The sequence below is a fragment of the Allocatenococcus thiocycli genome (assembly GCF_921292965.1).
Classification (GTDB): Bacteria; Pseudomonadota; Gammaproteobacteria; order Enterobacterales; family Vibrionaceae; genus Vibrio; species Vibrio natriegens.
Genome location: NZ_CAKLCK010000005.1, coordinates 121,122 through 146,826 on the forward strand (window position 1 = coordinate 121,122; position 25,705 = coordinate 146,826).

At 45.1% G+C, this 25,705-nt stretch carries 21 protein-coding genes, 4 tRNA genes and 1 other annotated feature; of the genes, 9 read left to right on the forward strand and 16 right to left on the reverse strand.

From position 1 onward, the window contains the following. Positions 1-34 precede the first annotated feature (34 nt). On the reverse strand, positions 35-1,099 hold the full coding sequence (locus L9Q40_RS03455) for an MBL fold metallo-hydrolase (RefSeq protein ID WP_498792032.1): 1,065 nt from the start codon (positions 1,097-1,099) through the stop codon (positions 35-37). A 105-nt stretch (positions 1,100-1,204) separates the two neighbouring features. Between L9Q40_RS03455 and L9Q40_RS03460 the strand changes: the two genes are divergently transcribed. Further along, positions 1,205-1,831 (forward strand): TetR/AcrR family transcriptional regulator, encoded by a 627-nt coding sequence (locus L9Q40_RS03460; RefSeq protein ID WP_491843409.1) that lies wholly within the window; start codon positions 1,205-1,207, stop codon positions 1,829-1,831. Between the two features lie 60 nt (positions 1,832-1,891). On the opposite strand, the gene L9Q40_RS03465 is transcribed toward L9Q40_RS03460, so the two are convergent. After that, on the reverse strand, positions 1,892-3,124 hold the full coding sequence (locus tag L9Q40_RS03465) for a CinA family nicotinamide mononucleotide deamidase-related protein (RefSeq protein ID WP_118118850.1): 1,233 nt from the start codon (positions 3,122-3,124) through the stop codon (positions 1,892-1,894). A 369-nt stretch (positions 3,125-3,493) separates the two neighbouring features. On the opposite strand from L9Q40_RS03465, the gene L9Q40_RS03470 reads away from it, so the two are divergent. After that, entirely contained in the window at positions 3,494-4,396 is a 903-nt protein-coding gene (locus L9Q40_RS03470) for a DUF3943 domain-containing protein (RefSeq protein WP_024372913.1), read from the forward strand. Between the two features lie 212 nt (positions 4,397-4,608). Next, positions 4,609-5,121 (forward strand): glycine cleavage system transcriptional repressor, encoded by a 513-nt coding sequence (locus tag L9Q40_RS03475; RefSeq protein ID WP_020335558.1) that lies wholly within the window; start codon positions 4,609-4,611, stop codon positions 5,119-5,121. An 85-nt stretch (positions 5,122-5,206) separates the two neighbouring features. Here L9Q40_RS03475 and nspC read toward each other — a convergent pair whose 3' ends face one another. The 10 genes from nspC to uvrY form a co-directional block, all read right to left on the reverse strand. Continuing rightward, the gene (gene nspC / locus L9Q40_RS03480) at positions 5,207-6,340 is read right to left on the reverse strand and encodes a carboxynorspermidine decarboxylase (RefSeq protein WP_498792036.1); all 1,134 of its coding nucleotides are present in this window, start codon (positions 6,338-6,340) and stop codon (positions 5,207-5,209) included. 115 nt (positions 6,341-6,455) lie between these two features. After that, a complete protein-coding gene (locus tag L9Q40_RS03485; protein ID WP_014232392.1) occupies positions 6,456-7,709 on the reverse strand; it encodes a carboxynorspermidine synthase in 1,254 nt (417 codons plus the stop codon). A gap of 18 nt (positions 7,710-7,727) precedes the next feature. Further along, a complete protein-coding gene (locus tag L9Q40_RS03490) occupies positions 7,728-10,604 on the reverse strand; it encodes a pyridoxal phosphate-dependent class III aminotransferase (protein WP_065302587.1) in 2,877 nt (958 codons plus the stop codon). Positions 10,605-11,328: 724 nt separating this feature from the next. Continuing rightward, positions 11,329-11,404: transfer RNA gene (locus L9Q40_RS03495), tRNA-Gly, on the reverse strand. Positions 11,405-11,410: 6 nt separating this feature from the next. Further along, positions 11,411-11,497 (reverse strand) — tRNA-Leu (locus tag L9Q40_RS03500). A 79-nt stretch (positions 11,498-11,576) separates the two neighbouring features. Next, positions 11,577-11,652, reverse strand: a tRNA-Gly gene (locus tag L9Q40_RS03505). 37 nt (positions 11,653-11,689) lie between these two features. Next, a tRNA-Cys gene (locus L9Q40_RS03510) sits at positions 11,690-11,763 on the reverse strand. 405 nt (positions 11,764-12,168) lie between these two features. Beyond that, positions 12,169-12,726 carry a CDP-diacylglycerol--glycerol-3-phosphate 3-phosphatidyltransferase gene (pgsA, locus tag L9Q40_RS03515; protein WP_014232394.1) on the reverse strand — a complete coding sequence of 186 codons (558 nt, stop codon included), beginning with the start codon at positions 12,724-12,726 and terminating at the stop codon, positions 12,169-12,171. Between the two features lie 46 nt (positions 12,727-12,772). Continuing rightward, positions 12,773-14,605: an excinuclease ABC subunit UvrC gene (uvrC, locus tag L9Q40_RS03520; RefSeq protein ID WP_498792041.1), complete on the reverse strand. Its 1,833-nt coding sequence runs from the start codon at positions 14,603-14,605 to the stop codon at positions 12,773-12,775. A 1-nt stretch (position 14,606) separates the two neighbouring features. Continuing rightward, positions 14,607-15,251 (reverse strand): UvrY/SirA/GacA family response regulator transcription factor, encoded by a 645-nt coding sequence (gene uvrY, locus L9Q40_RS03525; protein WP_014232396.1) that lies wholly within the window; start codon positions 15,249-15,251, stop codon positions 14,607-14,609. Between the two features lie 513 nt (positions 15,252-15,764). Here uvrY and L9Q40_RS03530 point away from each other — a divergent pair. Next, entirely contained in the window at positions 15,765-18,128 is a 2,364-nt protein-coding gene (locus L9Q40_RS03530; protein WP_498792044.1) for a DNA polymerase II, read from the forward strand. A gap of 13 nt (positions 18,129-18,141) precedes the next feature. Here L9Q40_RS03530 and L9Q40_RS03535 read toward each other — a convergent pair whose 3' ends face one another. Continuing rightward, positions 18,142-18,909: a nucleotidyltransferase domain-containing protein gene (locus L9Q40_RS03535; RefSeq protein ID WP_498792046.1), complete on the reverse strand. Its 768-nt coding sequence runs from the start codon at positions 18,907-18,909 to the stop codon at positions 18,142-18,144. Between the two features lie 192 nt (positions 18,910-19,101). On the opposite strand from L9Q40_RS03535, the gene efpL reads away from it, so the two are divergent. Next, positions 19,102-19,668, forward strand: a complete 567-nt coding sequence (gene efpL / locus L9Q40_RS03540; RefSeq protein ID WP_014232399.1) for an elongation factor P-like protein EfpL — start codon at positions 19,102-19,104, stop codon at positions 19,666-19,668. Positions 19,669-19,670: 2 nt separating this feature from the next. Next, entirely contained in the window at positions 19,671-19,991 is a 321-nt protein-coding gene (locus L9Q40_RS03545; protein ID WP_014232400.1) for an HI1450 family dsDNA-mimic protein, read from the forward strand. A gap of 145 nt (positions 19,992-20,136) precedes the next feature. On the opposite strand, the gene rluB is transcribed toward L9Q40_RS03545, so the two are convergent. After that, positions 20,137-21,075, reverse strand: a complete 939-nt coding sequence (rluB, locus tag L9Q40_RS03550; protein ID WP_014232401.1) for a 23S rRNA pseudouridine(2605) synthase RluB — start codon at positions 21,073-21,075, stop codon at positions 20,137-20,139. 342 nt (positions 21,076-21,417) lie between these two features. On the opposite strand from rluB, the gene L9Q40_RS03555 reads away from it, so the two are divergent. Further along, positions 21,418-22,128, forward strand: coding sequence for a calcium-binding protein (locus tag L9Q40_RS03555; RefSeq protein WP_498792049.1), 711 nt, complete (start codon positions 21,418-21,420; stop codon positions 22,126-22,128). 87 nt (positions 22,129-22,215) lie between these two features. On the opposite strand, the gene L9Q40_RS03560 is transcribed toward L9Q40_RS03555, so the two are convergent. Then, positions 22,216-22,836 (reverse strand): L-threonylcarbamoyladenylate synthase, encoded by a 621-nt coding sequence (locus L9Q40_RS03560; RefSeq protein ID WP_014232403.1) that lies wholly within the window; start codon positions 22,834-22,836, stop codon positions 22,216-22,218. 38 nt (positions 22,837-22,874) lie between these two features. Then, on the reverse strand, positions 22,875-23,744 hold the full coding sequence (gene rnm, locus L9Q40_RS03565; RefSeq protein ID WP_329351364.1) for an RNase RNM: 870 nt from the start codon (positions 23,742-23,744) through the stop codon (positions 22,875-22,877). A gap of 96 nt (positions 23,745-23,840) precedes the next feature. Between rnm and trpL2 the strand changes: the two genes are divergently transcribed. Next, positions 23,841-23,966, forward strand: a complete 126-nt coding sequence (trpL2, locus tag L9Q40_RS03570; protein ID WP_014232405.1) for a tryptophan operon leader peptide — start codon at positions 23,841-23,843, stop codon at positions 23,964-23,966. Beyond that, positions 23,913-24,016: a sequence feature (Trp leader region), on the forward strand. It overlaps the preceding gene by 54 nt. Positions 24,017-24,141: 125 nt before the next feature. After that, complete coding sequence (locus L9Q40_RS03575) at positions 24,142-25,704, forward strand: anthranilate synthase component 1 (protein ID WP_498792052.1); 1,563 nt, start codon at positions 24,142-24,144, stop codon at positions 25,702-25,704. Position 25,705: the final 1 nt, after the last annotated feature.

Genomic DNA, 25,705 nt, shown 5'->3' on the forward strand with positions numbered 1-25,705 from the left:
AATCTTCTCCTTAAAGTTTTCATCGACTATTGGTTCAAAACTGAGCGATTTCGAGGTTGCTGTTTGCTGATTGCTCTAGCCACCAACGATTCTTAAGTGATGGCGCATCAAGTACGACTTGTTCACCGAAAGCAGGAGTGACGAGTTGAACGCCACGATTCGCAGTTATTGCGGATATACGTTCAAGAGGCTCGTACCATGGGTGCATGGATAAATCGAATGTACCGTTATGGATTGGGATCATAAATTTCCCTTGCAGGTCGATATGTGCTTGCACGCTTTCTTCCGGCATCATGTGAATATCGCTCCAAAGCGAGTTGTAAGCCCCCGCTTCCATTAGAGTGAAATCAAATGGGCCATAACGCTCGCCGATAGATTTGAAACCAGAGAAGTACCCGCTGTCTCCGCTAAAGAAAATACGATGTTTGCTGCCTAGAATAACCCAGCTCGACCAGAGGGTTTGATTACGATCCAACAAGCCACGACCTGAAAAGTGCTGAGAAGGCGTTGAAACGAGTTCAATGTTGTTCAGCGACACCGATTGCCACCAATCTAGCTGGATGATCTTTTCTCTCGAGATGCCCCAATTTTGCAATCGGTCACCCACTTTAAGTGGCGTAACAAACACACCAACTTTTTCATCGATCGCTTTTATCGTCGCTTTATCTAGGTGGTCATAGTGATCGTGACTGATAATCACAATGTCGATGTACGGCAACGAATTTGCTGTGATTGGAGCCGGATGAAAGCGCTTCGGTCCAGCCCACTGTATTGGAGAAGCACGTTCACTGAATACAGGATCCGTAAGAATCCAATTGCTATCGATGTGCATTAACACGCTTGAATGGCCGAGACGATATAAGAAGTCGCTCTTCGGCTGACGAAGATCGTTAGGATTGATTTCATAATTGAGAAGCGGTGTTTTTGGGACGGCATCAACACGTTTTGCTGTTAAGAATGCATGAACGATCTTCACCGTGTCGCCCAGAGTCGATGAATATCGCATTTCGCTGTTGTAAAACTTTTGTTTATTAGAAGCTAAGCTCGCTAGCATACCGACCACCAATATTCCTAAGAAGATAAAAGTAACTGACTTCATTATTTACCACCAAAAGTAAACTATACGGTGTAGTTTACTTAACTAGATTGAAAAGTAAACTATGCAGTGTAAAATTGGATCAAATAATTACGAGCAATGATCTTTATGATGGAAAAAAAGCTGACTCGAAGTGAGTTAAAACGGGAAGCGATAGTTGAGGCAGCCATTGAAGCTTTTCGTGAAGAAGGCGTGAAAGCGACGAGCATGGATAAATTAGCCGCGTTAGCCAATGTGTCAAAGCGCACGATCTACAATCACTTTGAAAGTAAGGAAGCGCTGGTTCTGCATTTGCTTTCTGAACTATGGCAAAGAGCGATAATACAAAGCAACGTCACATACAGTGGCAAGCAGCCATTGAGTACTCAACTTGCGTCACTACTGACCGAAGAGTTGGAATTTCTATCTTCGCCACAATATCAAGACTTGGCTCGAGTAGCATTTGACTATCTGTTCAGTAACCCGGATATGTTGCAGGAAGAATTGAAGAAGCTGGCAGAAAAAGAAACCGCAGTTTATCGCTGGATCCTTGCTGCGAGTGATGACGGCAAACTGATCGATCTTGATGCCGAGTTTGCTAAAGAACAGCTGCATAGTTTGATCAAAGGAAGCGCGCTGTGGCCTCAGCTGATGCGTATCAAAGCACCACTAACGGAAAAAGAGAAGCAACGTCTGGTCGAAGAAACGACACGACTTTTCCTTGCTCGTTATGAAAAATCCCAACGTGAAGAATAGGCATATTTAAAAAGCCAACAGAGTTGGCTTTTTTATCCAAAAATCGTGTAAAAACTGGCACTAAATTACACTGGATGGAATGTGCATCTCTTTCACTTTTTCTAAAAATGCATAGTGGGCAAACATCGGCTTACCTTCCAGATAACGGCGCAGTAGATCGAGAGCGGCCGTACTGATGACTTTTACTTGATCATCGCGCTGATATTTTCTGGACAGCTTGTAGACAGCTCCCCATTCCCCTTTAGGCGTCGATAGCGCGACAGAAAACAGACCATCATCGAGTTCGCCTGTAACTAACGACAAATCAGTTCGGCATTTTTCACGAGTCGCTCCCGATAGTGCAAACGTTGCAGCTAATGGGTCACCTTCGTCTTTGATAGCTTGATTACTGCCTGATAAAACCCAGCTGTGGCCAAGTTGCTTTTCGGCATTTTCATCACCGTTGAGCCAATAGGTCAAATACCCTGCACTGCTCTTTTCAGAAACTGATAGCGTTAACGCTTTCTCTACTAACAACTGGCCTACATGCTCGATCATAGGCTGGTCGATGCTGACTGTATTGGCCTCCAGATGTTGATTAATTATCTGCAATAACTTTAAACGCTGATCAAACTGATCGTTAGGGCCAAACAGTTTCACTTCAATGAAAGGTAAGTAAGAGCGATAACCAAGCTCATACCCCTCAGGTAACTTTATCGGATCCAACTTATCTGAGATGCCCGACTCTGAGAGTCCAAATGTATAAATGCGGCTACATGAAGAGCCTTGAACATCAGGGAAAGTGCGCTTCAAATCAGGCAAAATCTGCGTTTCTGCCATCAGTTTAAATTCGCTGGGTACGCCTGGCGTAAAATAGAAAACCGCATCGTTAATCAACATTTTAAAACCACAGGCAGTACCGATTGGGTTATCGAGTATTTGAGCGGTTTCAGGGAGCATGGCTTGTTTTAAATTACTATCTGGCATAGGTTTGCCACGTCGAGCATACATGCTCTCTAGCTGCTCAAGCCATTCCTTAAACAGCACCAACTTACAATCAGCCGCTTTTGCTGCTGCCGCGGCACTCAAGTCGTCAGTCGTTGGCCCTAAACCACCATTAACGATAACAACGTCATTATTAAAACTCAGCATTAAAAACTCTTCAATCAAGCTCGATTGCTTATCACCGACTGTTGAGCGTTTAGTTAAGCCAAATCCTTGCTGATAAAACAGACTAGACATCCAGGCCGCATTTGTATCAACAATATCCCCGTGAAGAACTTCTTCACCGGTACTAAGCATTGCAATTTTCACAACTGACTCCTCACCATGAGCACATTTCTAATTTTGTATGCTGTACTCATATCATGTTCTATTTATTGAATTAGTTTTACCTGCACTGGTGTTAACTATACACAAATCCGCTCGAATTGCATGGTTCAAACTGGGTAACCGGAACAAAAGAAGCCACCACGACAGCGCTTGAGGGTGATGAAAAAGGACACGTGCCGACGCTCTAATCACGTTGATAATGTGAGCCGATCACCTCAAGGTGCAAGCTAGTGTAATGAAATCATTTTGATATAAATTAACATCAAGTATTTAAATGGTTTTTTATTTAAGGGATAATTTGAGTTAGATCATCAAATCAATTACTCGGAGACCTTTGTGTCAAAATCATCCATATTCAAGAAGACTCTAGCAGGACTCGGCTTTGTAACAACAACCGTTGCAAATGCAAGCCAATACGATATGGCCAGACATTCGGAGTTTTCGTACGCCCCTGATTGCCTGTCCGGCTACTGTGCAACGACCAATCTATACACCTTTGAAGCTCAAAACCGCAGCCTGGCTTTTGAACAGGATAATGATGATTCTTTAAATCTTGACGCTGGTCTTCAACCCAAACATCTTATCGTTCCTCAAGATAAAGACTGGGATTACCTCATGGGCCAAACGTACACCATTCTTGGATTGAGTGTTGCGACTGTCGGTTTGATGACCTTCCTTCCAGAAAGTATCACTAAGTGGGATGAAGAAGACCGTGATATGAGTAAGCTGGGTCAGAAATGGAAAGATAATGTCTCTGATGGTCCGGTTTGGGACCGAGATGAGCATGTTCTCAACTATATTATGCACCCTTATTTTGGTGGTGTTTACTATACCGCGGCCCGCCACTCTGGTTATAACGAATTTGAATCGTTCTTGTATTCCGCTACGATGTCAGCGTTCTTCTGGGAGTATGGTGTGGAAGCTTTTGCTGAAGTGCCTTCTTGGCAAGACCTTTTCATTACGCCGTTTTTTGGTGCTGTCGTTGGTGAGATGATGGTAACCGCTGAGCAAGATATCCTGGCAAATGGTGGTGAAGTATTGGGTTCGGAAACGGTGGGTGATATATCACTTTTCTTCCTAAACCCAGTTGGTCATGTCCACTACTGGGTCACCGACGCATGGGGTGGCAGTGCCGAACTTCAATTTAGTTCATCCCCTTGGTTTGGTAATCAGGATGTAGCCAAGTTTGCGATGAACGCAGGTGCCAGTTACGACAGCCAGTTCTATGGCATGGAATTAAAAGTCACGTTCTAATCTGACGTAAACCGATAAAGCAGCCGACTGGCTGCTTTTTTGTGGTTCAAACACAGTTTTAAATATTCGCTTCAAGAATTAGCCCAAAAAATTGACCTTCATCAAACATATCCCCCACCTAACACCTACACTGAATAAAAGGATTTATTCCAATAACTTAAGCGCTACGTAATCCCGTGCCGCGTCCAAACCTTTTTCCAGGAGGGGACCATATGAACACTGTGTTTATCGTTAATTTTGCTGGTCAGGCTTCACCTGCGACCATCAAGGAACTTGCTGCCATCACCCATGAAAATGGAGGTAAATGGTTAATCAGTAAAGTTAACTTTATTGAAGACCAAGTGGCGGGGGTGATTAAAATTGAATTACCAAAAGAAAAAGCCGATATCGTTAAAGACGCATTTTCCGCATGTCAGACATTAGTGGTTAAATTCGTCGATTCCGAACCTTACTCGCATAGTGCTGACACGATCTTCCAGCTCAGACTCGACGCCAACGACAGAGCTGGCATCGTAAATGAGATAACCCATATTCTTGATGATCAAGGCATCTCGATTTTAGATATGGACTGTCAACGTGTCTTTATTGCTGGAGGTGGCGGCGTCAGCTCAAGCCTGTTCAGTGCAAAAATCGCGATTAAACTGCCAAGCGAAATGGAAATTGAGGATGTAGCGAATGAACTAGAAGCGCTGAGTGAGGATACTCGGGTTATCATAGAAGACTAGGGTCTATTGACCTGCCCCGCCTCCTATAAAAAAGAGCAGCCTCAGCTGCTCTTTTGCATTGATATAGTACAGAAAGCCAGAACGCTTATTTCACTGACCATTGAGATAGTGAACGTTTAAAATCTGAATAATCAAACTCGTTCAGCTTTTGAATCTCGCCGTTTGAACGCTCACAGTAAACAGAAGGCATACGCAAACCGTTAAACCAGTTTAGTTTCACCATGGTGTAGCCTGCACTATCTAAAATGTGTAGACGTTGGCCAATTTCTAGCGGCTGTTCAAAATTCGCCACACAGAATTGGTCACCCGCTAGGCATGAGCATGAACCGATCACGTATTCGTGCTCGCCATTCTCAGACGCTTCTAGAATTGATGCTGGCTCGTTGTAAATCAGCGTATCTAAACGGTGTGCTTCAGTTGCAGAGTCAACAATCGCAGTTTTCTTAACGTTCTCTACGATATCAACCACAGTCACAACCAGATCCGTGGTCTTAGTAATGATCGCTTCACCAGGCTCTAAGTACATTTGTACGCCGTGTTTCTCAGAGAAGGCTTTCAGAGCAAGACCAAGCTTTTCAATATCGTAACCAGGCCACGTGAAGAATACACCACCGCCCATGCTTACCCAATCAAGCTTGTTTAGGTACTCACCAAACTGTTCTGAAATCGCATCCAGTAATCCAATAAACGCATCTACGTCTTTGTTTTCACAGTTCATGTGGAACATCACACCTTCAATACCGTCAAATACTTCTGAATTGATGTGATCCGCTTGTACACCAAGGCGAGAGAATTGACGTGCAGGGTTCGCTAAGTCTTGACCTGCATAGCTCACGCCTGGATTCAAGCGCAGACCAATTGACGCTTTGCCTTCAACGATATGACGGTAAGCAGCAAGCTGAGATTGCGAGTTAAAGATCATCTTGTCACAGATGTCAGCAACCTCACGTACGTCGTCTTCACTGTAACCCACACTGTAAGCGTGCGTTTCACCGCCAAACGTTTCATGACCAAGCTTTACTTCAAACGGGCCAGAACTTGTTGTTCCGTCTAAGTAAGGCTTGATGATGTCGAAAACACCCCAAGTTGAGAAACACTTCAGTGCAAGAACCAGCTTCACACCTGAGATTTCTTTCAGCTGTTTCGCTTTCTCTAGGTTTTCTACCAGCTTGTCTTCATTGATCATGAAGTACGGGGTTTTTAGTTCGTTGTGTTGCATTGTAATACCTTGAGTCCCCTCGCCTAAACGAAGGCACTATAAAATCGAACAAAGCCGACGCATTCGCATCGGCTTAGATTTAAGTTAATTCCAGGTTTGCTACGAGCTTAAATAGTTACTTTTTAAGTTCGTGGATAACTGGAAGTCCCTGACCTGCTTCAAGCTCTTGAACATGCCAATCCAGACCGATAGAAGGCATGGTTTCCAGGAACGGATCTGGGTTTAGCTGTTCCATATTGAACACACCTTTATCCGCCCACTCGCCACGGAAGAATTGCAGTGCCGCAGTGATCGCTGGTACACCTGTTGTGTAAGAGATCGCTTGGTGCTCTACGTCTTCGTATGCCACTTCGTGGTCAGCATTGTTGTAGATGAAGACACTGCGCTCTTTACCGTCTTTCTTACCTTGAACCCAAGTACCGATACACGTTAGGCCGGTGTAGCCTGGTGCAAGAGAAGTTGGATCTGGTAGTAGCGCTTTCAATACGTGCAGAGGTTGTACTACTGTACCATCGTGCAGCGTTAGTGGGTCTGGGCTCAATAGGCCGATATCACGCATTACATTGAAGTAGTTTAGGTAACGGTCTCCGAAACCCATCCAGAATTCAATGCGTTTTGCAGGGATGAATTCCTTCATTGAACGAACTTCATCGTGCGCCATTGAGTACACTTTGTGTGAACCACAGTTAGGGAATTCAAACTCAAGCATACGAGAGTGACAAGGTACTTGTTTCCACTCGCCATTTTCCCAGTAGAAAGAGTCGCCTTGGATCTCAAGCATGTTGGTTTCTGGGTCGAAGTTTGTCGCAAACTTCTTACCGTGGTCACCAGCGTTTACGTCCATTACGTCGATAGTATCGATTTCATCGAACAGATGCTTAACTGCATACGCTGCAAATACCGATACTACGCCTGGATCGAAACCAGCACCTAGGATACCTGTGATGCCCGCTTCTTCGAACTTCTCACGGTAACCCCACTGCCAATCATAAGCCTGAGGTACTTGCTGACCTTCAGAACACAGGTCAACTGCCACTGATGTATCCAGGTATGACACTTTCGCTTGGTAACATGCTTCCATGATTGGCATGTTTACCCATGGAGGACCAGCGTTGATCACAAGATCAGGCTTAACTTCTTTAATAAGAGCAACAAGAGAATCTACGTCGTCAGCATTAACTGCTCTAGCTTCTAATTTCTTAGTTGAATCTTTCAGGTTGTTTTTCTTCTGAATAGATTCGATGATTTTCTCACACTTACCTACGGTACGTGATGCGATTGTGATATCACCCAGAACGTCGTTGTTTTGTGCTGCTTTGTGTGCAACTACCCAGCCAACGCCGCCTGCACCAATCTGTAGAATTGCCATAGTTTTCCGTTACCTTTGTTAAACTAGCTCAACTGCTAGCATATGGATTTTTGAGAGCAAAGATTCAAAGTCCGCCGTCGTTAGACACGGGTTCAAAATCGTAAATTTAAGTGCGGTTTTACCGTCAACAATGGTTTCACCCAGTACTGCGGTTCCGCGAGTCAGCGCCTCTAAACGCAACGCTTTATTTAGTTCATCAAGATCTGCGGATTCATGTGTCGCACGGAACAGAACCGTAGATAGTGATGGTTCCGCCAACAACTCAAAGTTGTCGTTATCGCGGATCATATCTGCTACTTCTAGCGTTTGATCAAGCAAATGGTCGTACATGTCGCCTAGAGCTTTTGGCCCCACGCTTTGCATTGTCATAAACACTTTTAAAGCATCAAAACGCTTAGTTGTTGCGATAGACTTATCTACCAAGTTTGGTAGTTCGTCATGTTCGCGGTTCAAGTAATCTGCATGATGAAGCAGGAACTTGAAGTTTGACTTGTCATTAACAAGAAGCGCACCACAACTGATTGTTTGGTAGAACAATTTGTGGAAGTCAACGCTGATAGACTGCGCACGCTCAACACCTTTCAGGCGAGCTTTTTGGCTGCTAAGAATCAAAGCACCACCGTATGCGCCGTCGACATGCATCCACAGTTCATGTTTTTCAGCCATGTCTGCAATGAAGTCTAGATCATCAATCGCGCCGTGATCGGTTGTACCAGCTGTACCAACGATCGCAAATGGGATTAAACCTTCCGCTTTTGCCTGAGTCAGCACCTCATCCAACTTGTTCACATCCATCGTGCCGTCTGGATTAGCATCAACAGTCATGACTGCTTTTTCGCCAAGCCCCATCCAAGACGCTGATTTTTGAACCGTGAAGTGTGATTTCTTCGAACACACAATTCTCAGTTTGTCGGCGTACTCAGGAAGACCTAGCTTCTGAATAGAGTGACCGCTTAGTTTGTCTGCGATCCAGTCTCGCGCCAGCATCAAACCCATTTGGTTACTTTGAGTGCCGCCGCTAGTGAAAATACCGTCAGCTTGCTCGCCTAGCTCGTATTTGTCGCAAAGCCAGTTCACCACTTTTTGCTCAACGTAAGTCGCAGAAGACGCTTGATCCCAAGAGTCCATAGACTGGTTCAGAGCTGCAATCATCGCTTCAGCCGCAATCGCAGGCATGAGTGGTGGCGTGTGTAAATGCGCAATACAATCAGGGTGCTGTGTAAAGATCGCATTCTTGGCAACAAGCTCTGCAGCGTCGTCAATCACTGATTTAAGAGGCGCATTTTTGTTGTCTAGGTCGACAGCATTGATCGCTTCTTCTAACGCTTTAGGGTCCATACCTGAATATGGCGCGCTTACTTGTTCGAATACAGACTTCATAGCTGCAGTCGTGTGGTTCATCACTGATGCAAACTCAGTACTACCTAATTCACCAGTGTGAACGAAGTGCTTTTTCCACTCTTCTTGTGGTGAAGCTTCAACATGGCTACCGCCAGCAGCAATGATGGCTTCTTCAAGTACACGCAGAGCAAAGTCGATTTGCTCAAATGAAATAATCAGTGGTGGAAGGAAACGAATTACAGAGCCTTCACGGCCCCCTTTCTCTACCATCAAGCCACGCTCTAGCGCCGCACGTTGAATCGCAAGCGTCAACTGACCATCAGCCACAGGCTCACCGAACTTGTTCAATTCGCCATTAGGGTTCTTAATTTCAACGCCCAGCATCAAACCTTTGCCGCGAACTTCTGCGATACAGTTAACGCGCTTCTGAATGCCTTCCAGACCAAAACGAAGGTATTGGCCTGCAATGTTTGCATGCTCGACAAGGTTGTCACGTTGAATAATCTCTAGCGCTTTCGCACCACTAACCATTGCAAGCTGGTTACCGCGGAACGTACCCGTGTGCTCGCCCGGATTCCAGGTATCGTGCTGCTTGTTGATAACAAGAAGCGACATCGGCATACCACCACCGATCGCTTTCGACAAACACAACACGTCTGGAACGATGCCGGCTTCTTCGAAAGCAAAGTTGTAGCCAGATTTACCAACACCACATTGAATTTCGTCGAAGATCAACAGAATGCCGTGTTCATCACAGATACGGCGAAGCTCACGCAGCCAGAATGCTGGTGCAGGGATAACACCACCCTCACCTTGTACTGGTTCAACGATGATTGCCGCCGGCTTCATAATGCCTGCTTCGTCATCATTTAGAAGACGCTCGATGTAACGAATACTCGCTTTCGCACCTTCATCGCCACCAAGTCCAAACGGGCAACGTAAGTTGTATGGGAAAGGCATAAAATGTACGTCTGACATCAGACCTGTACGACGAGCCTTAGTACCTAAGTTACCCATCATGCCCATCGTACCGTTAGTCATACCATGGTAAGCACCACGGAATGCGAACATAGTGTTACGGCCAGTTGTCTGTTTCGCCAGTTTGATCGCCGCTTCAACTGCATCGGCACCAGATGGTCCACAGAACTGAATCACACAGTTATCACCCAGCTCTTGAGGAAGAAATGACTTCACAGACTGAATGAAATGCGTTTTCGCCGAGGTAGCAATATCAAGCGTCTGATAAGGCAGGCCAGAATCTAGCTGATCTTTCAATGCTTGATTGATTTCTGGGTGGTTATAACCCAGTGCCAAAGTACCCGCACCCGCAAGGCAATCCAAAAAGATTTGACCTCGAGTATCTTCTACTAAACAGCCATAAGCCTGTTTAATAGCAATCGGCAAGCGACGAGGATAAGAGCGAACCGCTGATTCGTGCTCAGCCTGATCAAGTAACACTTGGTCTGGAGTTAAGTCATACGTTCCCTCAACAACTGGAACCTGTGATGAAAAAATGTTTGCGATATTGTTATCGACTTCAAAGGCAGTGGTCATACTAGGTAATCCCTTGAATTATATTAGTTCTTCATCCTGTTTTAATTATCATTAGAAAAAAGTTACAGGAGAAATAAGTAAACCTCCGCATTTGTCATGGCTGAGATGACAAACACAGATAATCCTGTCACGACATTCGTGACTTCTATATGCGCTGGGACGTAATCAAGGTTCCGTAATGCACCCGTTTTGTAAAACAGGACATTTCGGCAGTATGAAGCTGATTAGTGTGTGTTTATTCAAAGGTTGCAATGTTGGGTTTCCCATTAATATGCTGCACTTACAGCATTAGTATCCCGTCTATCAACAAAAGGCTTTGCCGATACCTACCCTACGTAGTGTCACAATCAGCTTGAATGTTCACTACGCGTATCCCCCAGAGAACCAAAGGCGTAAATTACGCTCCGAGATTGCGCGCGAATTTATCACAAAATAAAATCTCATGGCAATGATTTTTCATCATTGATTTATTGATCTCGGACGCAATTGTATTTTGCCAATGGCGGCAGAACTTGTAACCTTAGCCTATATAAGGTAATCGCGACGCACAACAGATGCACATAACAAGCTGAAAATACGAATAAATTAGACCGCGAATGACACTGAACGATGTGATCAGAAAGTACGGCTGGGAAGCGAAATATGTGAGAGTTCCTAGAAACTGCTATTTTTCTAGGGAGAAATACGAAAAAACCCAGCATAACAATGCTGGGTTTTCGTATTTTGGAGCGACACACGAGGTTCGAACTCGTGACCTCAACCTTGGCAAGGTTGCGCTCTACCAACTGAGCTAGTGTCGCATGAGATGGTGCCCCGGGCCGGACTTGAACCGGCACAGCGCGAACGCCGAGGGATTTTAAATCCCTTGTGTCTACCAATTCCACCACCAGGGCACACAAATATACTTTGTGATGCCTTTACAGAAAAGTAAAACACCATCTGATACCGCTTAACGCCATATCTTTAAATTTTTGGAGCGACACACGAGGTTCGAACTCGTGACCTCAACCTTGGCAAGGTTGCGCTCTACCAACTGAGCTAGTGTCGCATTTATTCTCGAAAGCCATTTGCTATCGAAAGAATAATGGAGGCGCCTCCCGGAGTCGAACCGAGGTCCACGGATTTGCAATCCGCTGCATAGCCACTCTGCCAAGGCGCCTCATTGCAAGAAAAGATAACCTTTTCTAACCACCCTTTTGAGCTTTGCTCTCTTGGGTACGGGATGCATTCTACGGATTCGAGCGATCGAGTCAACACTATTTTTATTTTTTTAAATCGTTTGACTAGAATTTGTGCGAAAGACGGTAGATTGCTTAGTTTTAATACAAAAACTTGCTCAAATACACTTGTTTATCGTGAAACTTTGGCTACTCCCCTACCAGAGATACCAGAGAATCAGCTCACATCAACCGTTCATAATCAGGTTATTCGTTGTATCGGATAAGCAACACTAAGAAAAACAGGATCTAAATCACATTTATTTTTTGTACGCCAATAGCTATTAATTTCTAACATGCACAAAAAAGCAGGCATTGGGTGCCTGCTTAGTATAAATACTTTTTTATTAATGATGCTTCTCATCGAGCAAATCGTCTTTTGCTGCTGCGAGATATTGGATCATAGACCAATACGTCAGGACGGTAGCGATGTAAAGCGCCGCAAAGCCAACCCAAACCATCCATTCATCATAACGCCAAATCAACACCCACAACGCAAACATCTGTGCGAGAGTTTTAACTTTACCGACCCAAGAAACCGCGACACTTGCACGTTTACCAATTTCAGCCATCCACTCTCGTAGGGCAGAAATGATGATCTCACGAGCAATCATGGTAACAGCGGGAATTGTCACCCATATGGTGTGGTAGTGTTCTGTAATCAAAATCAACGCCGTCGCAACCAGCACTTTATCAGCTACCGGATCGATAAACGCGCCAAAACGAGATGTTTGGCCAAGCTTACGAGCCAACATACCATCTAGCCAATCGGTAAAGCCTGCTACCCAAAACACCATTGCCGAAGCAAAAGGCGCCCATGAATAAGGCAGATAAAAAACAACCACAAAAACTGGAATTAAGAACAGTCTAAGAAGAGACAGAATGTTCGGGATATTCAATCGCATTTTATTATTCTCTTACACATTGCGTGCTAATGTTGCGGGATTTTCCTTATTGTTTCAATGCTTGGAAAATAATTTCTGCTAAAGAGTGACTAATCCCCGGTACTTTGGCGATTTCTTCGACACTTGCACGTTTAAGTTCCTGTAATCCGCCCATGTATTTCAGCAAAGCCTGGCGTCGCTTCGGTCCAACACCTTCAATCCCTTCTAGCGCACTCGTGCGTCGTGTTTTGCCACGTTTAGCCCGATGTCCTGCAATCGCATGATTATGGCTTTCGTCTCGAATATGCTGAATAAGGTGAAGCGCCGGGGCGTCACTTGGCAGATTAAACTCATGGCCATCTACCGTGATTAACGTTTCCAGCCCGGGCTTACGCGTTACCCCTTTCGCAATACCGATCAAAATTGGTCGTTTTGGCCAATCTCCCCAGTGTTGTGAAATGATTTCATGAGCACGATTGAGCTGACCTTTACCACCATCGATGAAAATGATGTCTGGGATCTTCTCCACATCCAGTTGCTTTGAATATCGGCGATCCAATACCTGCCCCATCGCGGCATAATCATCACCACCAGTAATACCCGTAATGTTGTAACGGCGATATTCTTGTTTAACCGGACCTTCATTGTTGAAAACCACACACGACGCAATTGTGCTCTCTCCCATCGTATGAGAGATATCAAAACATTCCATGCGCGTTATCGACTCCATATCTAGCACTTCACGTAGGGCGTGAAAGCGCTGATTGATGGTCATCTTATGATTAATTTTAGTGGTAATTGCCGTTAGTGCATTGGTATTCGACAGTTTGAGGTAGCGCCCTCTGACACCAGTGGGTGATGTATGAAAGCGAACCTTACGTCCTGCAACTTCGGAGAGTGCTTTTTGAATCGGCTCAATATCCTCTGCCAGCTCCTGATTGAGAATAATCCGGGCGGGAATGGTACGCGCTTCGTTGTGACTCAAATAATACTGAGTTAAGAAGCTATCAAACACTTCTTGCTGACTGGTATTTTGCGGTATTTTAGGGAAGTGGCTTCGACTACCCAAAACCTTCCCCTGACGAATCATCAGAATATGGATACACGCTATTCCGCTTTCCTGAGCAAAGCCAAGTACATCCATATCGTCCATACTGTCTTCGGAAACGTACTGTTGTTCCTGAACACGGCGGATTGCCTGAATCTGATCACGAAACTTTGCCGCATCTTCAAAGCGTAGCTGCTGGCTAGCATGCTCCATTTTCTCAATTAGCATCTTAAGTACTTGCTGGTCTTTGCCTTGCAAGAATAGGCGAACAAAACCCACCAGCTCCGCATATTCGTCGTCTGAAATGATTGAGCTGACACACGGCCCTGCGCAACGCCCAATTTGATACATCAGACATGGACGAGTACGGTTTGAATAGACAGTATCTTCGCACTGGCGAACGGGAAATATCTTTTGCAGTAGATGTAACGTTTCGCGCACTGCACCGGAGTCCGGATACGGGCCGAAGTACTCGCCTTTGCGCTTTTTAGCACCTCGATGCATCGATAAGCGCGGATGTTTATGTCCGCTGATAAAGATGAAAGGGTAGGATTTATCATCACGCAACAGTACGTTGTATTTCGGTAAATACTGCTTAATGTAATTGTGTTCAAGGATCAGCGCTTCGGTCTCGGTATGAGTGACCGTAACGTCGATTTTGGCAATATTGCGAACGAGTGCGCGTGTCTTTTCACTGTCGACTTTTTTACGAAAGTAACTCGAAAGGCGCTTTTGGAGGTCTTTGGCTTTTCCGACGTAAATAACAACAGCCTCGGCGTTGTACATTCTGTACACGCCGGGCTGATGAGTTACTGTCTTGAGAAAGGAAGCCGAATCAAAAGGAGGATTCACACTAAAGCGTCTCAGTGTCCAGCATTCCGTGACGAATCGCTAAGTGTGTTAACTCAACGTCGCCATTAATGTCCAATTTGCTAAACAGTCTATAGCGGTAACTGTTAACTGTTTTTGGACTCAAGTTAAGTTGTTCAGAAATATCCGTGACTTTCTGACCCTTGGTAATCATCAACATGATTTGCAATTCACGTTCAGATAAATCTTTAAACGGGTTTTCAGAGGCAGGTGAGAATTGACTCAATGCCATCTGCTGCGCAATCTCTGGTGAGATGTAACGCTGCCCACTATTTACCACACGAATCGCGTTAACCATCTCGTCTGGGCCTGCACCTTTGGTTAAATAACCAGAAGCACCCGCCTGCATTACTTTGGTTGGAAACGGATTTTCTGTATGAACGGTAAGTACGATGATTTTTACATCAGGATTCACGCGAAGAATCTTTTTAGTCGCTTCTAAGCCACCGATTCCTGGCATGTTCATGTCCATTAAAACGACGTCAGCATGATTACTGCGACACCATTTTACTGCCTCTTCACCGCTGTCAGCTTCTCCTGCTACGTTCATTCCACGGACGTCTTCAATAATACGTCGTATCCCTGTGCGAACCAGCTCGTGATCATCTACAAGGAAAACATTTATCAAACTTGTATCTCCACACTTTCTATTGGTTCTGCACCCACATGATGTTCTATGTGGATATCAGTATGACGCCTAATACTAACGTATTTGACGAAAAATTGCTTTCTATGAATATGTGCTCAAACGCAAACTTTAGCAAGAACTTATTCATAAACCACTCTGTTATTTCAGAGCGTACTGCGCAGAACCGAAATATAATTGAAGATAATTAACAACATTAATCGTAATAAATCAAGCAACTAGATTTTATATTGCCCAACGCAACTCAATATCAGGGCCAAATGGTCAATCTATAAACGAGATACCATGCTCTCAGGTCAGAGCCGAAGTGCCATCATGCAGGAATGTCATCGTTTGAATTCACCGCTACTCTTAGTACCAGAACATTTTTAGCATACTGACTCGATACCTGAACTGATTCGGCGACAAAACCAGCAACGGCCATCACTACGCGTTTCCTTCTTATCTCTTAGTGCTAGAATATCCGGCTTAAATTATCGATAAGGTTTTTCTCACTTGAACATCCAGCAAGGCTTCCTACTCACTCGTCAGGCGCGAGATATCCAAGGTCAGACTCAGATAGAGCTATGGGTATCAACCGAAGCTGGACCAACTCAGTTGCTGATTCATGGCGAAAAACCAGTGTTCTTTATTACTCAATCAGACCTAGAGCAAGCCAGAGAGCTCGCCCAATCAAACAAAATTCACGTCGAATTTCGTTTGTTAGAGATTAAAACGTTCGAGCTTACCCCTCTTGTCGCTTGTTATACACGACTTACCCGAGACGCCATATCGTTACAAGGTCACTTTTCACATCACGACATTATCACGTACGAAGGCGACATTCGGCTTGCTGATCGCTATTTGATGGAGCGCTTCATCAGAGGTGGTATCGAATTTACAGGTAACCAGCAAACTTACAACGGATACCAACGCATTCAACATGCAAAATGCCGTTCTGGCGACTATGAGCCGAAGCTGCAAGTTGTCTCTTTAGATATCGAGTGTTCGGAAAAAGGCATTCTCTACTCTATTGGTCTGGACAGTCCAATGGACTCGCGCGTCATTATGATAGGCGATCCTGAACCTGCAGATACCCCTATCGAGTGGGTACAAAACGAGAAAGCCTTACTGGACGCTTTAGTCACTTGGTTTAAGCAGTTTGACCCTGATGTGGTGGTCGGTTGGAACGTGATTGACTTCGATTTCCGCTTACTACACAAAAGAGCGGAATGGCACAACATGAAGCTCAAGTTAGGCAGAGCGGATCAAGCGAGTTTCTTCCGCAGTTCCTCACAAAGCCAACAGGGGTTCATTTCTATTCCCGGCCGCGTGGTGATGGACGGTATCGACACGCTAAAAACCGCGACATACCACTTTCGCTCCTGGTCTCTGGAATCCGTCTCTCAGGAATTACTCGGTGAAGGTAAAGAGATTCACAACGTGCATGATCGTATGGATGAGATTAATCGCATGTATCGCTCAGATAAGCCCTCTTTAGCGAAGTATAATCTTCAGGATTGTGTGCTGGTAAATAAGATCTTCGATAACACTCACCTGCTCGCTTTCGCGATTGAACGATCACGATTAACAGGCGTAGAGCTGGATCGAGTCGGTGGCTCGGTCGCTGCATTTACTAATCTCTATCTGCCGCAAATTCACCGCGCGGGTTATGTAGCGCCAAATTTACACCCAGAAAACTGGATAGCCAGCCCTGGCGGGTACGTAATGGATTCAATTCCGAACCTTTACGACTCCGTTTTAGTGCTGGATTTTAAAAGCCTGTACCCGTCCATCATTCGTTCCTTCTTGATAGATCCTATGGGGCTTGTTGAAGGGCTACAACTTGAGATCGGCAAACAAGACAATCAAGCGGTACCCGGATTTCGTGGTGGCCAATTCCATCGCACAAAACACTTTTTGCCCGAGATGATTGAAAAGCTCTGGGCAGCACGTGACGTTGCCAAAAAGAACAACGAAAAAGCCTTTTCTCAGGCAATTAAGATCATCATGAACTCGTTTTATGGCGTATTAGGCTCCTCCGGTTGCCGATTTTTTGATACCCGACTGGCATCCAGTATCACCATGCGTGGACACGAGATCATGAAGCAGACCAAAGTGCTGATTGAAGAACAAGGTTATCAGGTCATTTATGGGGATACGGACTCCACCTTTGTGTCGTTAAACCGCACCTACAGTCAGACAGAGGCCGATAAAGTCGGCAATCAATTAGTCGACCACATTAACAACTGGTGGCGGGAGTATCTTCGTTCTGAATACAATCTCACTTCAATGTTAGAAATCGAATACGAGACCCACTATCGTAAATTTTTGATGCCTACCATCCGCGGGGCGGAAACTGGCTCGAAGAAGCGATACGCAGGATTAATTGGTGAAGGTGCAAACGAGCGGATTATTTTCAAAGGACTAGAAAGCGCACGCACAGACTGGACACCGCTGGCGCAAAGATTCCAAAACACACTTTATGGCATGATCTTCCATGGTGATGATCCAAGTGACTATGTGCGCGAAGTGGTTGAGAAAACCAATAACGGCGAATTCGATGACCAATTGATTTATCAGAAGCGACTGCGCCGTAAACTGCACGAATACCAAAAGAACATTCCGCCCCAAGTGCGTGCCGCTCGAATGGCAGACGAAATCAATGCCAAGCTTGGTCGACCATTACAGTACCAAAACCGAGGTCGAATTGAGTATGTGATTACCGTTAATGGGCCAGAGCCACATGAATACCGCAGTAGCTTAATTGACTACCAACACTATATCGATAAGCAGTTGAAGCCCGTCGCTGATGCCATTTTACCTTTTATCGGAACCGACTTTGAAACCTTGTCGGCGCCACAGATGGGCTTGTTTTAACAACCGGCTTTAGCTAACCGATGCGAAACTCTGTTTTTTGATACTGCTTGACTAGCCAGCTGCCAAAGCTATCTAAAAGCCCTATCACCGAGCGTTTTGGAATAGCCCGTCCCGCAAGCAATATACCCAGACGTTCGATCTCCAATTGCATTTCTGGATGGTAGGTCAAAAATACCTGACCACATTCCACAGGGTCGTCAAACCAGCGTTTATCGCGGTACATAATCAGAGAATACGACGCCCGCAACAACTTTTTGGCTATTACCGTCTGAGCTTGAGTTTGCTCTTCGACACTTTTTGCCTGTGCTATTTTCGCACGATAGACAGAGAGCCACTCTTCCACATCCATGTTCCAATGTTTAGCAATCTCCCAGCTTGGAACATAATCACCAAAGCAGTCCGCTAAATCATCACCATAAATACAGACACAGCAATGTTTTAGCATAAAGCCCCAGGTGAAAATACTGTCGAGATTCGCCACATCACTAACCAGTGCGGTTCGGACTGAAACGCCGTTTACTTGCGGGTAGCCTTGCTGTGCACGCCACTTGATCGTGTTCAATAACGTGGCTCGGTTAGACTCAAATGCCACTTTAGTTACAACCACTAAATCGAGGTTCGACTTACCAGCCACCGCCGTTTTACGCGCAACACTGCCATAGACATACACACTATGTAAGTTTTGCCCTAGCCCACTTTTAAGGCACGTAAGAACTTCTCTGATCAGAGGTTCGAATTCGGTTTGAAAAGGTTGTTTTGAGTCGATAACAGGAAGAGACATTGAAAGTAACGCGATCTAAAGCTTAAGATTCAAGAACATTATGATCTACCAGCACTGAATTTGGATCAAGCTTAATAACGCGTTTATTCATGAGAGATGAAGCCAATTTCAGCGATGAATTTTGATGCCAGCAAGACAACTTAACGCTATAATCATCAAGTTTTGCGTAATAAGTATCAATAGGAAAATACAATGCCAAAGGCAAGTGAAATCAAGAAAGGCTTCGCAATCGAGTCTAATGGTAAAACTCTTCTAGTTAAAGACATCGAAGTGACGACTCCAGGCGGTCGTGGCGGCGCGAAAATCTACAAGATGCGTTGTACAGATCTAACAACAGGTGCACGTGTAGACGAGCGTTACAAGTCTGATGATGTTGTTGAAACGGTAGAAATGAACAAGCGTGCCGTTGTGTACTCATACGCAGATGGCGATGAACACATCTTCATGGATAACGAAGACTACTCACAATACACATTTAAAGAAAGTGACGTAGCTGATGAGATGCTATTCATTAACGAAGACACACAAGGTATTCACGTTATCTTGGTAGACGGTTCAGCGGTTGGCCTTGAACTGCCATCTTCTGTTGAGCTAGTGATTGAAGAAACTGACCCTTCAATCAAAGGTGCGTCAGCTTCTGCACGTACTAAACCTGCCCGCTTTGCTTCTGGTCTTACTGTTCAAGTTCCAGAGTACATCGCAACGGGTGACCGAGTGGTGATTAACACTGCAGAACGCAAATACATGAGCCGAGCATAAGCATGTCTGATTTGATTTCTTACGACGACGTTATCGACGCTGCGTACGACATTTTTCTTGAAATGGCTCCAGATAATCTTGAGCCAGCTGATGTCATTCTGTTTACTGCACAGTTTGAAGATCGTGGTGCCGCAGAACTTGTCGAAACCGGTGAAGACTGGGTTGAACATGTAGGCTTCGAGATCGACAAAGAAGTGTATGCAGAAGTGCGTATCGGCCTAGTAAACGAGGAAAATGACGTACTTGATGACGTATTTGCTCGTATGCTAATCAGCCGAGACCCAGACCACAAGTTCTGTCATATGCTTTGGAAGCGCGACTAACGCTTCCCCTATCATGAATAAAAACACCAGCTTTATGCTGGTGTTTTTTTATCTAACTTCTCTACCAGAGAAGCTTCCATCTCTCGATTTTCAGATAAGAAAAAGGCTTGCCAATGGGCAAGCCTTTCTGATTTTTTAATAACGCTTAACGATGTTTGTTACGTACGCCTTGCTCACCCGCACTTTTCTTTGTCTTACGACGAGCAGGATTATTGCTGCGGCCTTTCGGCGTATTTACACGTTCTTCGTGGCGCTTAACTGCACGACGAATTTTTTGGCTACGTGCACGTTCACGCTTACGTGAGGTGTTATCTTTGTTCAGATCAAGCATGGTTTCTTTCTCTGGACGAAGTTCTACTAGCTCACGCAGGTAGTTTACTTCTTTCAGATCAAGTTCCATCCAACCGCCGCGTGGCAGTTTCTTGTCCAAGAAGATATCACCGTAACGAACACGTTTCAGGCGGCTTACCGTACAATCTTGAGATTCCCATAGACGACGGACTTCTCGGTTACGACCTTCGTTGATTACTACATAGAAGGTGTGGTTCATGCCTTCACCACCAGCGTAAACAACGTCTTCAAAGCGAGCCATACCGTCTTCCAGCTCTACGCCTTTTACTAGATTACGAACTTTTTGTTCAGTTACTTCACCGAACACACGTACTAGATATTCACGCTCAACCTGGCGACTTGGGTGCATTAGGCGGTTTGCCAATTCACCATCCGTAGTGAAAAGCAACAGACCTGATGTGTTCGCGTCCAGACGACCTACCGAAATCCAACGCGAGCCACGAATCTTTGGCAGGCGATCAAAAACAGTACGGCGACCTTCCGGATCATGACGAGTACACAGTTCACCTTCAGGCTTGTAGTACGCTAGTACACGACAGATCACTTCTTCTTGTATCTTCGCAGATACAATGTGACCATCGATACGAACCACGCTGTTCTCATCTTCAAGTCTTTCACCAAGCTTAGCAACATTACCGTTCACGCTTACGCGACCAGATTTAATTAACGATTCAATCTCACGACGAGAACCGTGACCAGCACGTGCTAATACTTTTTGTAACTTTTCGCTCATTTATCTACCTATGTGTCGTCTTCACAGACGTCTAGACCAGGATTGGTCTGTATTATGCAATTACCCATCTTCACGGGATTTTTTCAGTCGGCCATTATACGTAACTTTCTGGTTTAATGTAAGAGAAATCCTCTCTATTCTCCGCCTTCTGCTTGTAACCTGATTGAACTCCGATATACCACTTTTTTCCTACTGGCCATCAATATTCTGGCGAAGAACCGTACTAATTTAGAACTCTCTCGCCCACTGCGTTCCAGCTTCAGCTGATAAAATTATCACGGTTGTTACCACAACAACTTACTGACTTGCCCGCTAAGATAATCAGATAAAAAGGACAATGAAATGTCAAACACAGCGCTTACTCTCAATTGGATATTTGGCACCAGCGACGATGACAATATGACAGGAACAAAAGGCACAGACACAACCGATATCTTCTTCGGTTTTGGCGGTAAAGACAACTTCGTCGGCTTCGACGGGAACGATTATGTTTTCGGTGGCTGGGGAGAAGACACCTTGTTCGGCGGGCGGGGAAACGACTTCATCTCTGGTGGCTTCGGTAATGATTATTTGTCTGGAGGTTTAGGAAATGACTCGCTGTATGGCGGATTCGGAGACGACATCATTTTCGATTATTCAGGTAATAATTTCATTAGTGGCGGTTGGGGCAATGACACCATTGTTATCGGTGATGGTGAGTCCGTATTAAGTGGTGGCTTTGGCGCAGATTCATTCGTGTTCACCAACAGAATGGCGATTGGTGTTCCTGATCAACCCGTTTCTTCTAATGACATCGAAGTGAAAGCAGAAGTACTGGATTTCAGTATTTTCTCGGATAAGTTAGTTTTCGATTTTGGACGAGATACCAACGGGGATGGGATTCGCGATACGTTTCTTGACTCAGCAGAAGATCTTGACCTTTCATACAATGAGTGTGGCTGGGCGGTATTCTCCAGTGATGAGTACAATGTTGAAGTGACATTGAACGGAGTCACATCAAGTTACATCGATTATGCGGAACATAAAGGCATCGATCTTTTCGAGTTCGCTTAAAGAATTTACTTCGTTTTCGAAACAATACGCCAGATACAAAAAAGGAGGCATCTCAGCCTCCTTTATCACATCAAGCTAGCACCACACTTATTCGAATGGCGCAGGGTCACCCGAACCAAGACGAACCACGACAGGGTCACCTTCACTAAAGTCGATAACCGTTGACGGTTGTTCACCCAAATAACCGCCGTTAAGTATTACGTCAACCGCATGTTCTAACTTGTCACGAATATCTTCTGGATCAGATTCAGCTACGTCACTGTTAGGCAAAATCAACGACGTAGACATCAATGGCTCGCCCAATGCTTCCAAAAGATCAAGCGCGATTTGATTATCAGGAACACGGATACCGATGGTTTTACGCTTTGCATTCATTAAACGACGAGGCACTTCTTTTGTACCTTTGAAAATGAATGTGTAAGGCCCCGGTGTATTGTTTTTCAATAATCGAAATGCGCCGTTGTCTACGCGTGCGTACAGCGAAATCTCGGATAAATCTCTACATAACAACGTGAAGTTGTGCTTATCGTCCAAGCGACGAATTTGACAGATACGTTCTAACGCCTGTTTGTTTTCCAGTTGACAGCCAAGTGCGTAACCCGAATCGGTTGGGTAAACCACGACACCGCCGTTACGAATGATTGCTACTGCTTGATTAATCAAGCGAGCCTGTGGGTTTTCTGGATGAACGTAAAAAAACTGGCTCATTGTAATTCCTCATTATCGAGCCTCTCGGCTCTATATCCTTATGGAGCGTGGACTTCGTTGCGATCCAACGAAGGGTCAATGCCCCAATCTTTCCAAACTGGTTCTACGCCTGACGGCAACCAGAGGTTTCGACCCAACTCCATCCAAGGAGACGGATAGTGAAAGTCGCTGCCTTGGGACGCTAATAGTTTGTATTGTATAGCATAATCCGCCAGATTGCGTCTTTCTTGTTGTGCTTGTTGTGGCTGAGCGACTTCCATCGCGTCACCATTTGCTTCCGAGAATGCCGCAAGAAGACGCTTAATCCACTTTGCTGTCAACTGATATCTACCCGGATGAGCTAACACTGCGTGGCCACCAGCAGCGTGAATGGCATCTATCGCATCTTTCATCGAACACCAATTCGGTGGCACATAACCAGGGTTGTTACGCGTTAGGAACTTTTTGAACACCATTTGCATGTTTTTAGCGAAGCCATTGTCCACCAACCATTTCGCGAAATGGGCACGTGTAATTGGCGCGTCACCAGCAATCTGCTGTACCTCTTCCAGAACGCCTTCACGGGTTGCTTTTTGCAGACGCGATGCGATCAACTCTGAACGAGTGATTCGATGCTGCTTTTGTTGTTCAATAAGCGTCTTCAATGCTGGATTATCGGGGTCAATATTCAAACCCACGATATGGATATCTTTATTTTGCCAAACAGTTGAGATTTCGATGCCGTTAATAATTTTGATCGGCAACTGATTCTCTTCTACATACTGTTTCGCTGGTACTAAACCGTCAACGGTATCATGGTCTGTAATCGCCAAAACTTCGATATCAAAACTCAGTGCCCTATCCACTAAATCTTTCGGTTCAAGTCGGCCATCAGAGGCTGTGGTATGGCTATGTAAATCAATTCTCATATTTTTTATCGTTTTAATGCTGTTTTGGGGTTGACTTTTTATCTCCGCACTAGTTAACTAGTACACAAATACAGAACACATTATTCAAGGCTCACTATGTTACAAGAATTGAAGCAAAACCAAAAAGCGAAAGTTGCAGTTTGTCTAAATAAGACAAGCTCGGCAGACGTTGCTTGGTGGCGCACTTGGACAAGTTCTTGGTGGGCAAACGTGTACTTCTAGTTTAGAAATTCAAACGTTAAAAAGCCCGCTGCCAAAGCGGGCTTTTTATTTTTTCGCCCTTTTTACGTTTAACTGCTTAAACATTGACCGGATCTCGTAAACTCTTAATTGGGACTGCGCCTAGTTTATGCCACTATGTTCAGCAGGAAGATTAAAATAGCTATAAGGAGGTCTTGTGAACAAGGCCATTGAAATCAAGAATCTTGGACAACTGGAAGTGCTAACGGCTTCTGTTCCTTACACTCAAGACCCAACCCGCTTGTTTCACACCCTGTGTGAAAATAAGACGGATAGCTTACTTCTGGAATCTGCGGAAATTGATTCGAAACAGGACCTGAAGTCACTTTTGATCGTTGACTCTGCGGTTCGCATCGTTTGTTTTGACCATACCGTCACCATGCAGGCATTAACGGACAATGGTAAAAACTTGCTTACTCACCTCAATAAGAACGTACGTAGTAACGTTACTTCTCAATTTGATGGTGAGACTTTCACACTTGAATTTTCCCAGCCATGCGACACTCTGGATGAAGACTCTCGCTTACGTGAAGCTTCTTCATTCGATGCACTGCGCTTAGTTCAACACAGTTTTGATCTAGAAGATAAAGATAAGCACGCGATTTTCCTCGGTGGTTTATTCGCTTACGACTTAGTGGCAAGTTTCGAACCTTTGGGTCATGCAGATGCGACCAATCAATGCCCAGATTACGTTTTTTACGTTGCCGAGACACTACTCGTCGTTGACCATCAAACTGAGTCTTGCCATTTGCAAGCAACGCTATTTGTCGATAACTCGCAACAAACGACCTTAGAAGCTCGCATTGCAGAGATCGGCGCACAGTGTAGCGCGCCTAAGCATTTACCTAGTGCGGCTAAACTTACTGATGTGACAGCTCAACCAAGCATCTCAGATGAAGACTTCTGCCAGATTGTCAGTGATTTAAAAGAGTACGTAGTGAAAGGGGATATTTTCCAGGTTGTTCCTTCACGCCGTTTCACGCTTCCTTGCCCTTCCCCACTAGCGGCATACAAAGAGCTGAAGAAGAGTAACCCGAGCCCATACATGTTCTACATGCAAGATGAGTTATTCACTCTATTTGGCGCTTCTCCAGAAAGTGCTTTGAAGTACGAAACCGACACCAATCAGGTTGAGATATACCCAATCGCAGGCACTCGCCGCCGTGGTAAGCGCCCGAATGGAGAAATCGATTTCGATCTCGACAGCCGTATCGAACTTGAACTGCGTACCGACATGAAAGAAAACGCAGAGCACATGATGCTAGTTGATCTGGCACGTAACGACGTCGCACGTATCTCTGAGGCAGGTACTCGCTATGTAGCTGACTTACTCAAGGTAGACCGTTACAGCCATGTGATGCATTTAGTTTCACGCGTCGTCGGTCAATTACGCGAAGATTTAGACGCCCTGCATGCTTATCAGGCAAGCATGAATATGGGCACACTGACAGGCGCGCCAAAAATTCGTGCTATGCAGTTAATTCGTGACGTGGAAGGTGTTCGTCGCGGAAGCTATGGCGGTGCAGTTGGTTACCTAACCGGAGAAGGCACGCTAGATACTTGTATCGTGATTCGCTCTGCCTATGTTGAAAACGGCATTGCCCAAGTACAAGCAGGCGCAGGGGTAGTTTTCGATTCAGATCCACAAGCGGAAGCGGACGAAACCCGCGGTAAGGCACAAGCCGTTATTTCTGCTATTCAAGCAGCCCATAAGGAGTAGC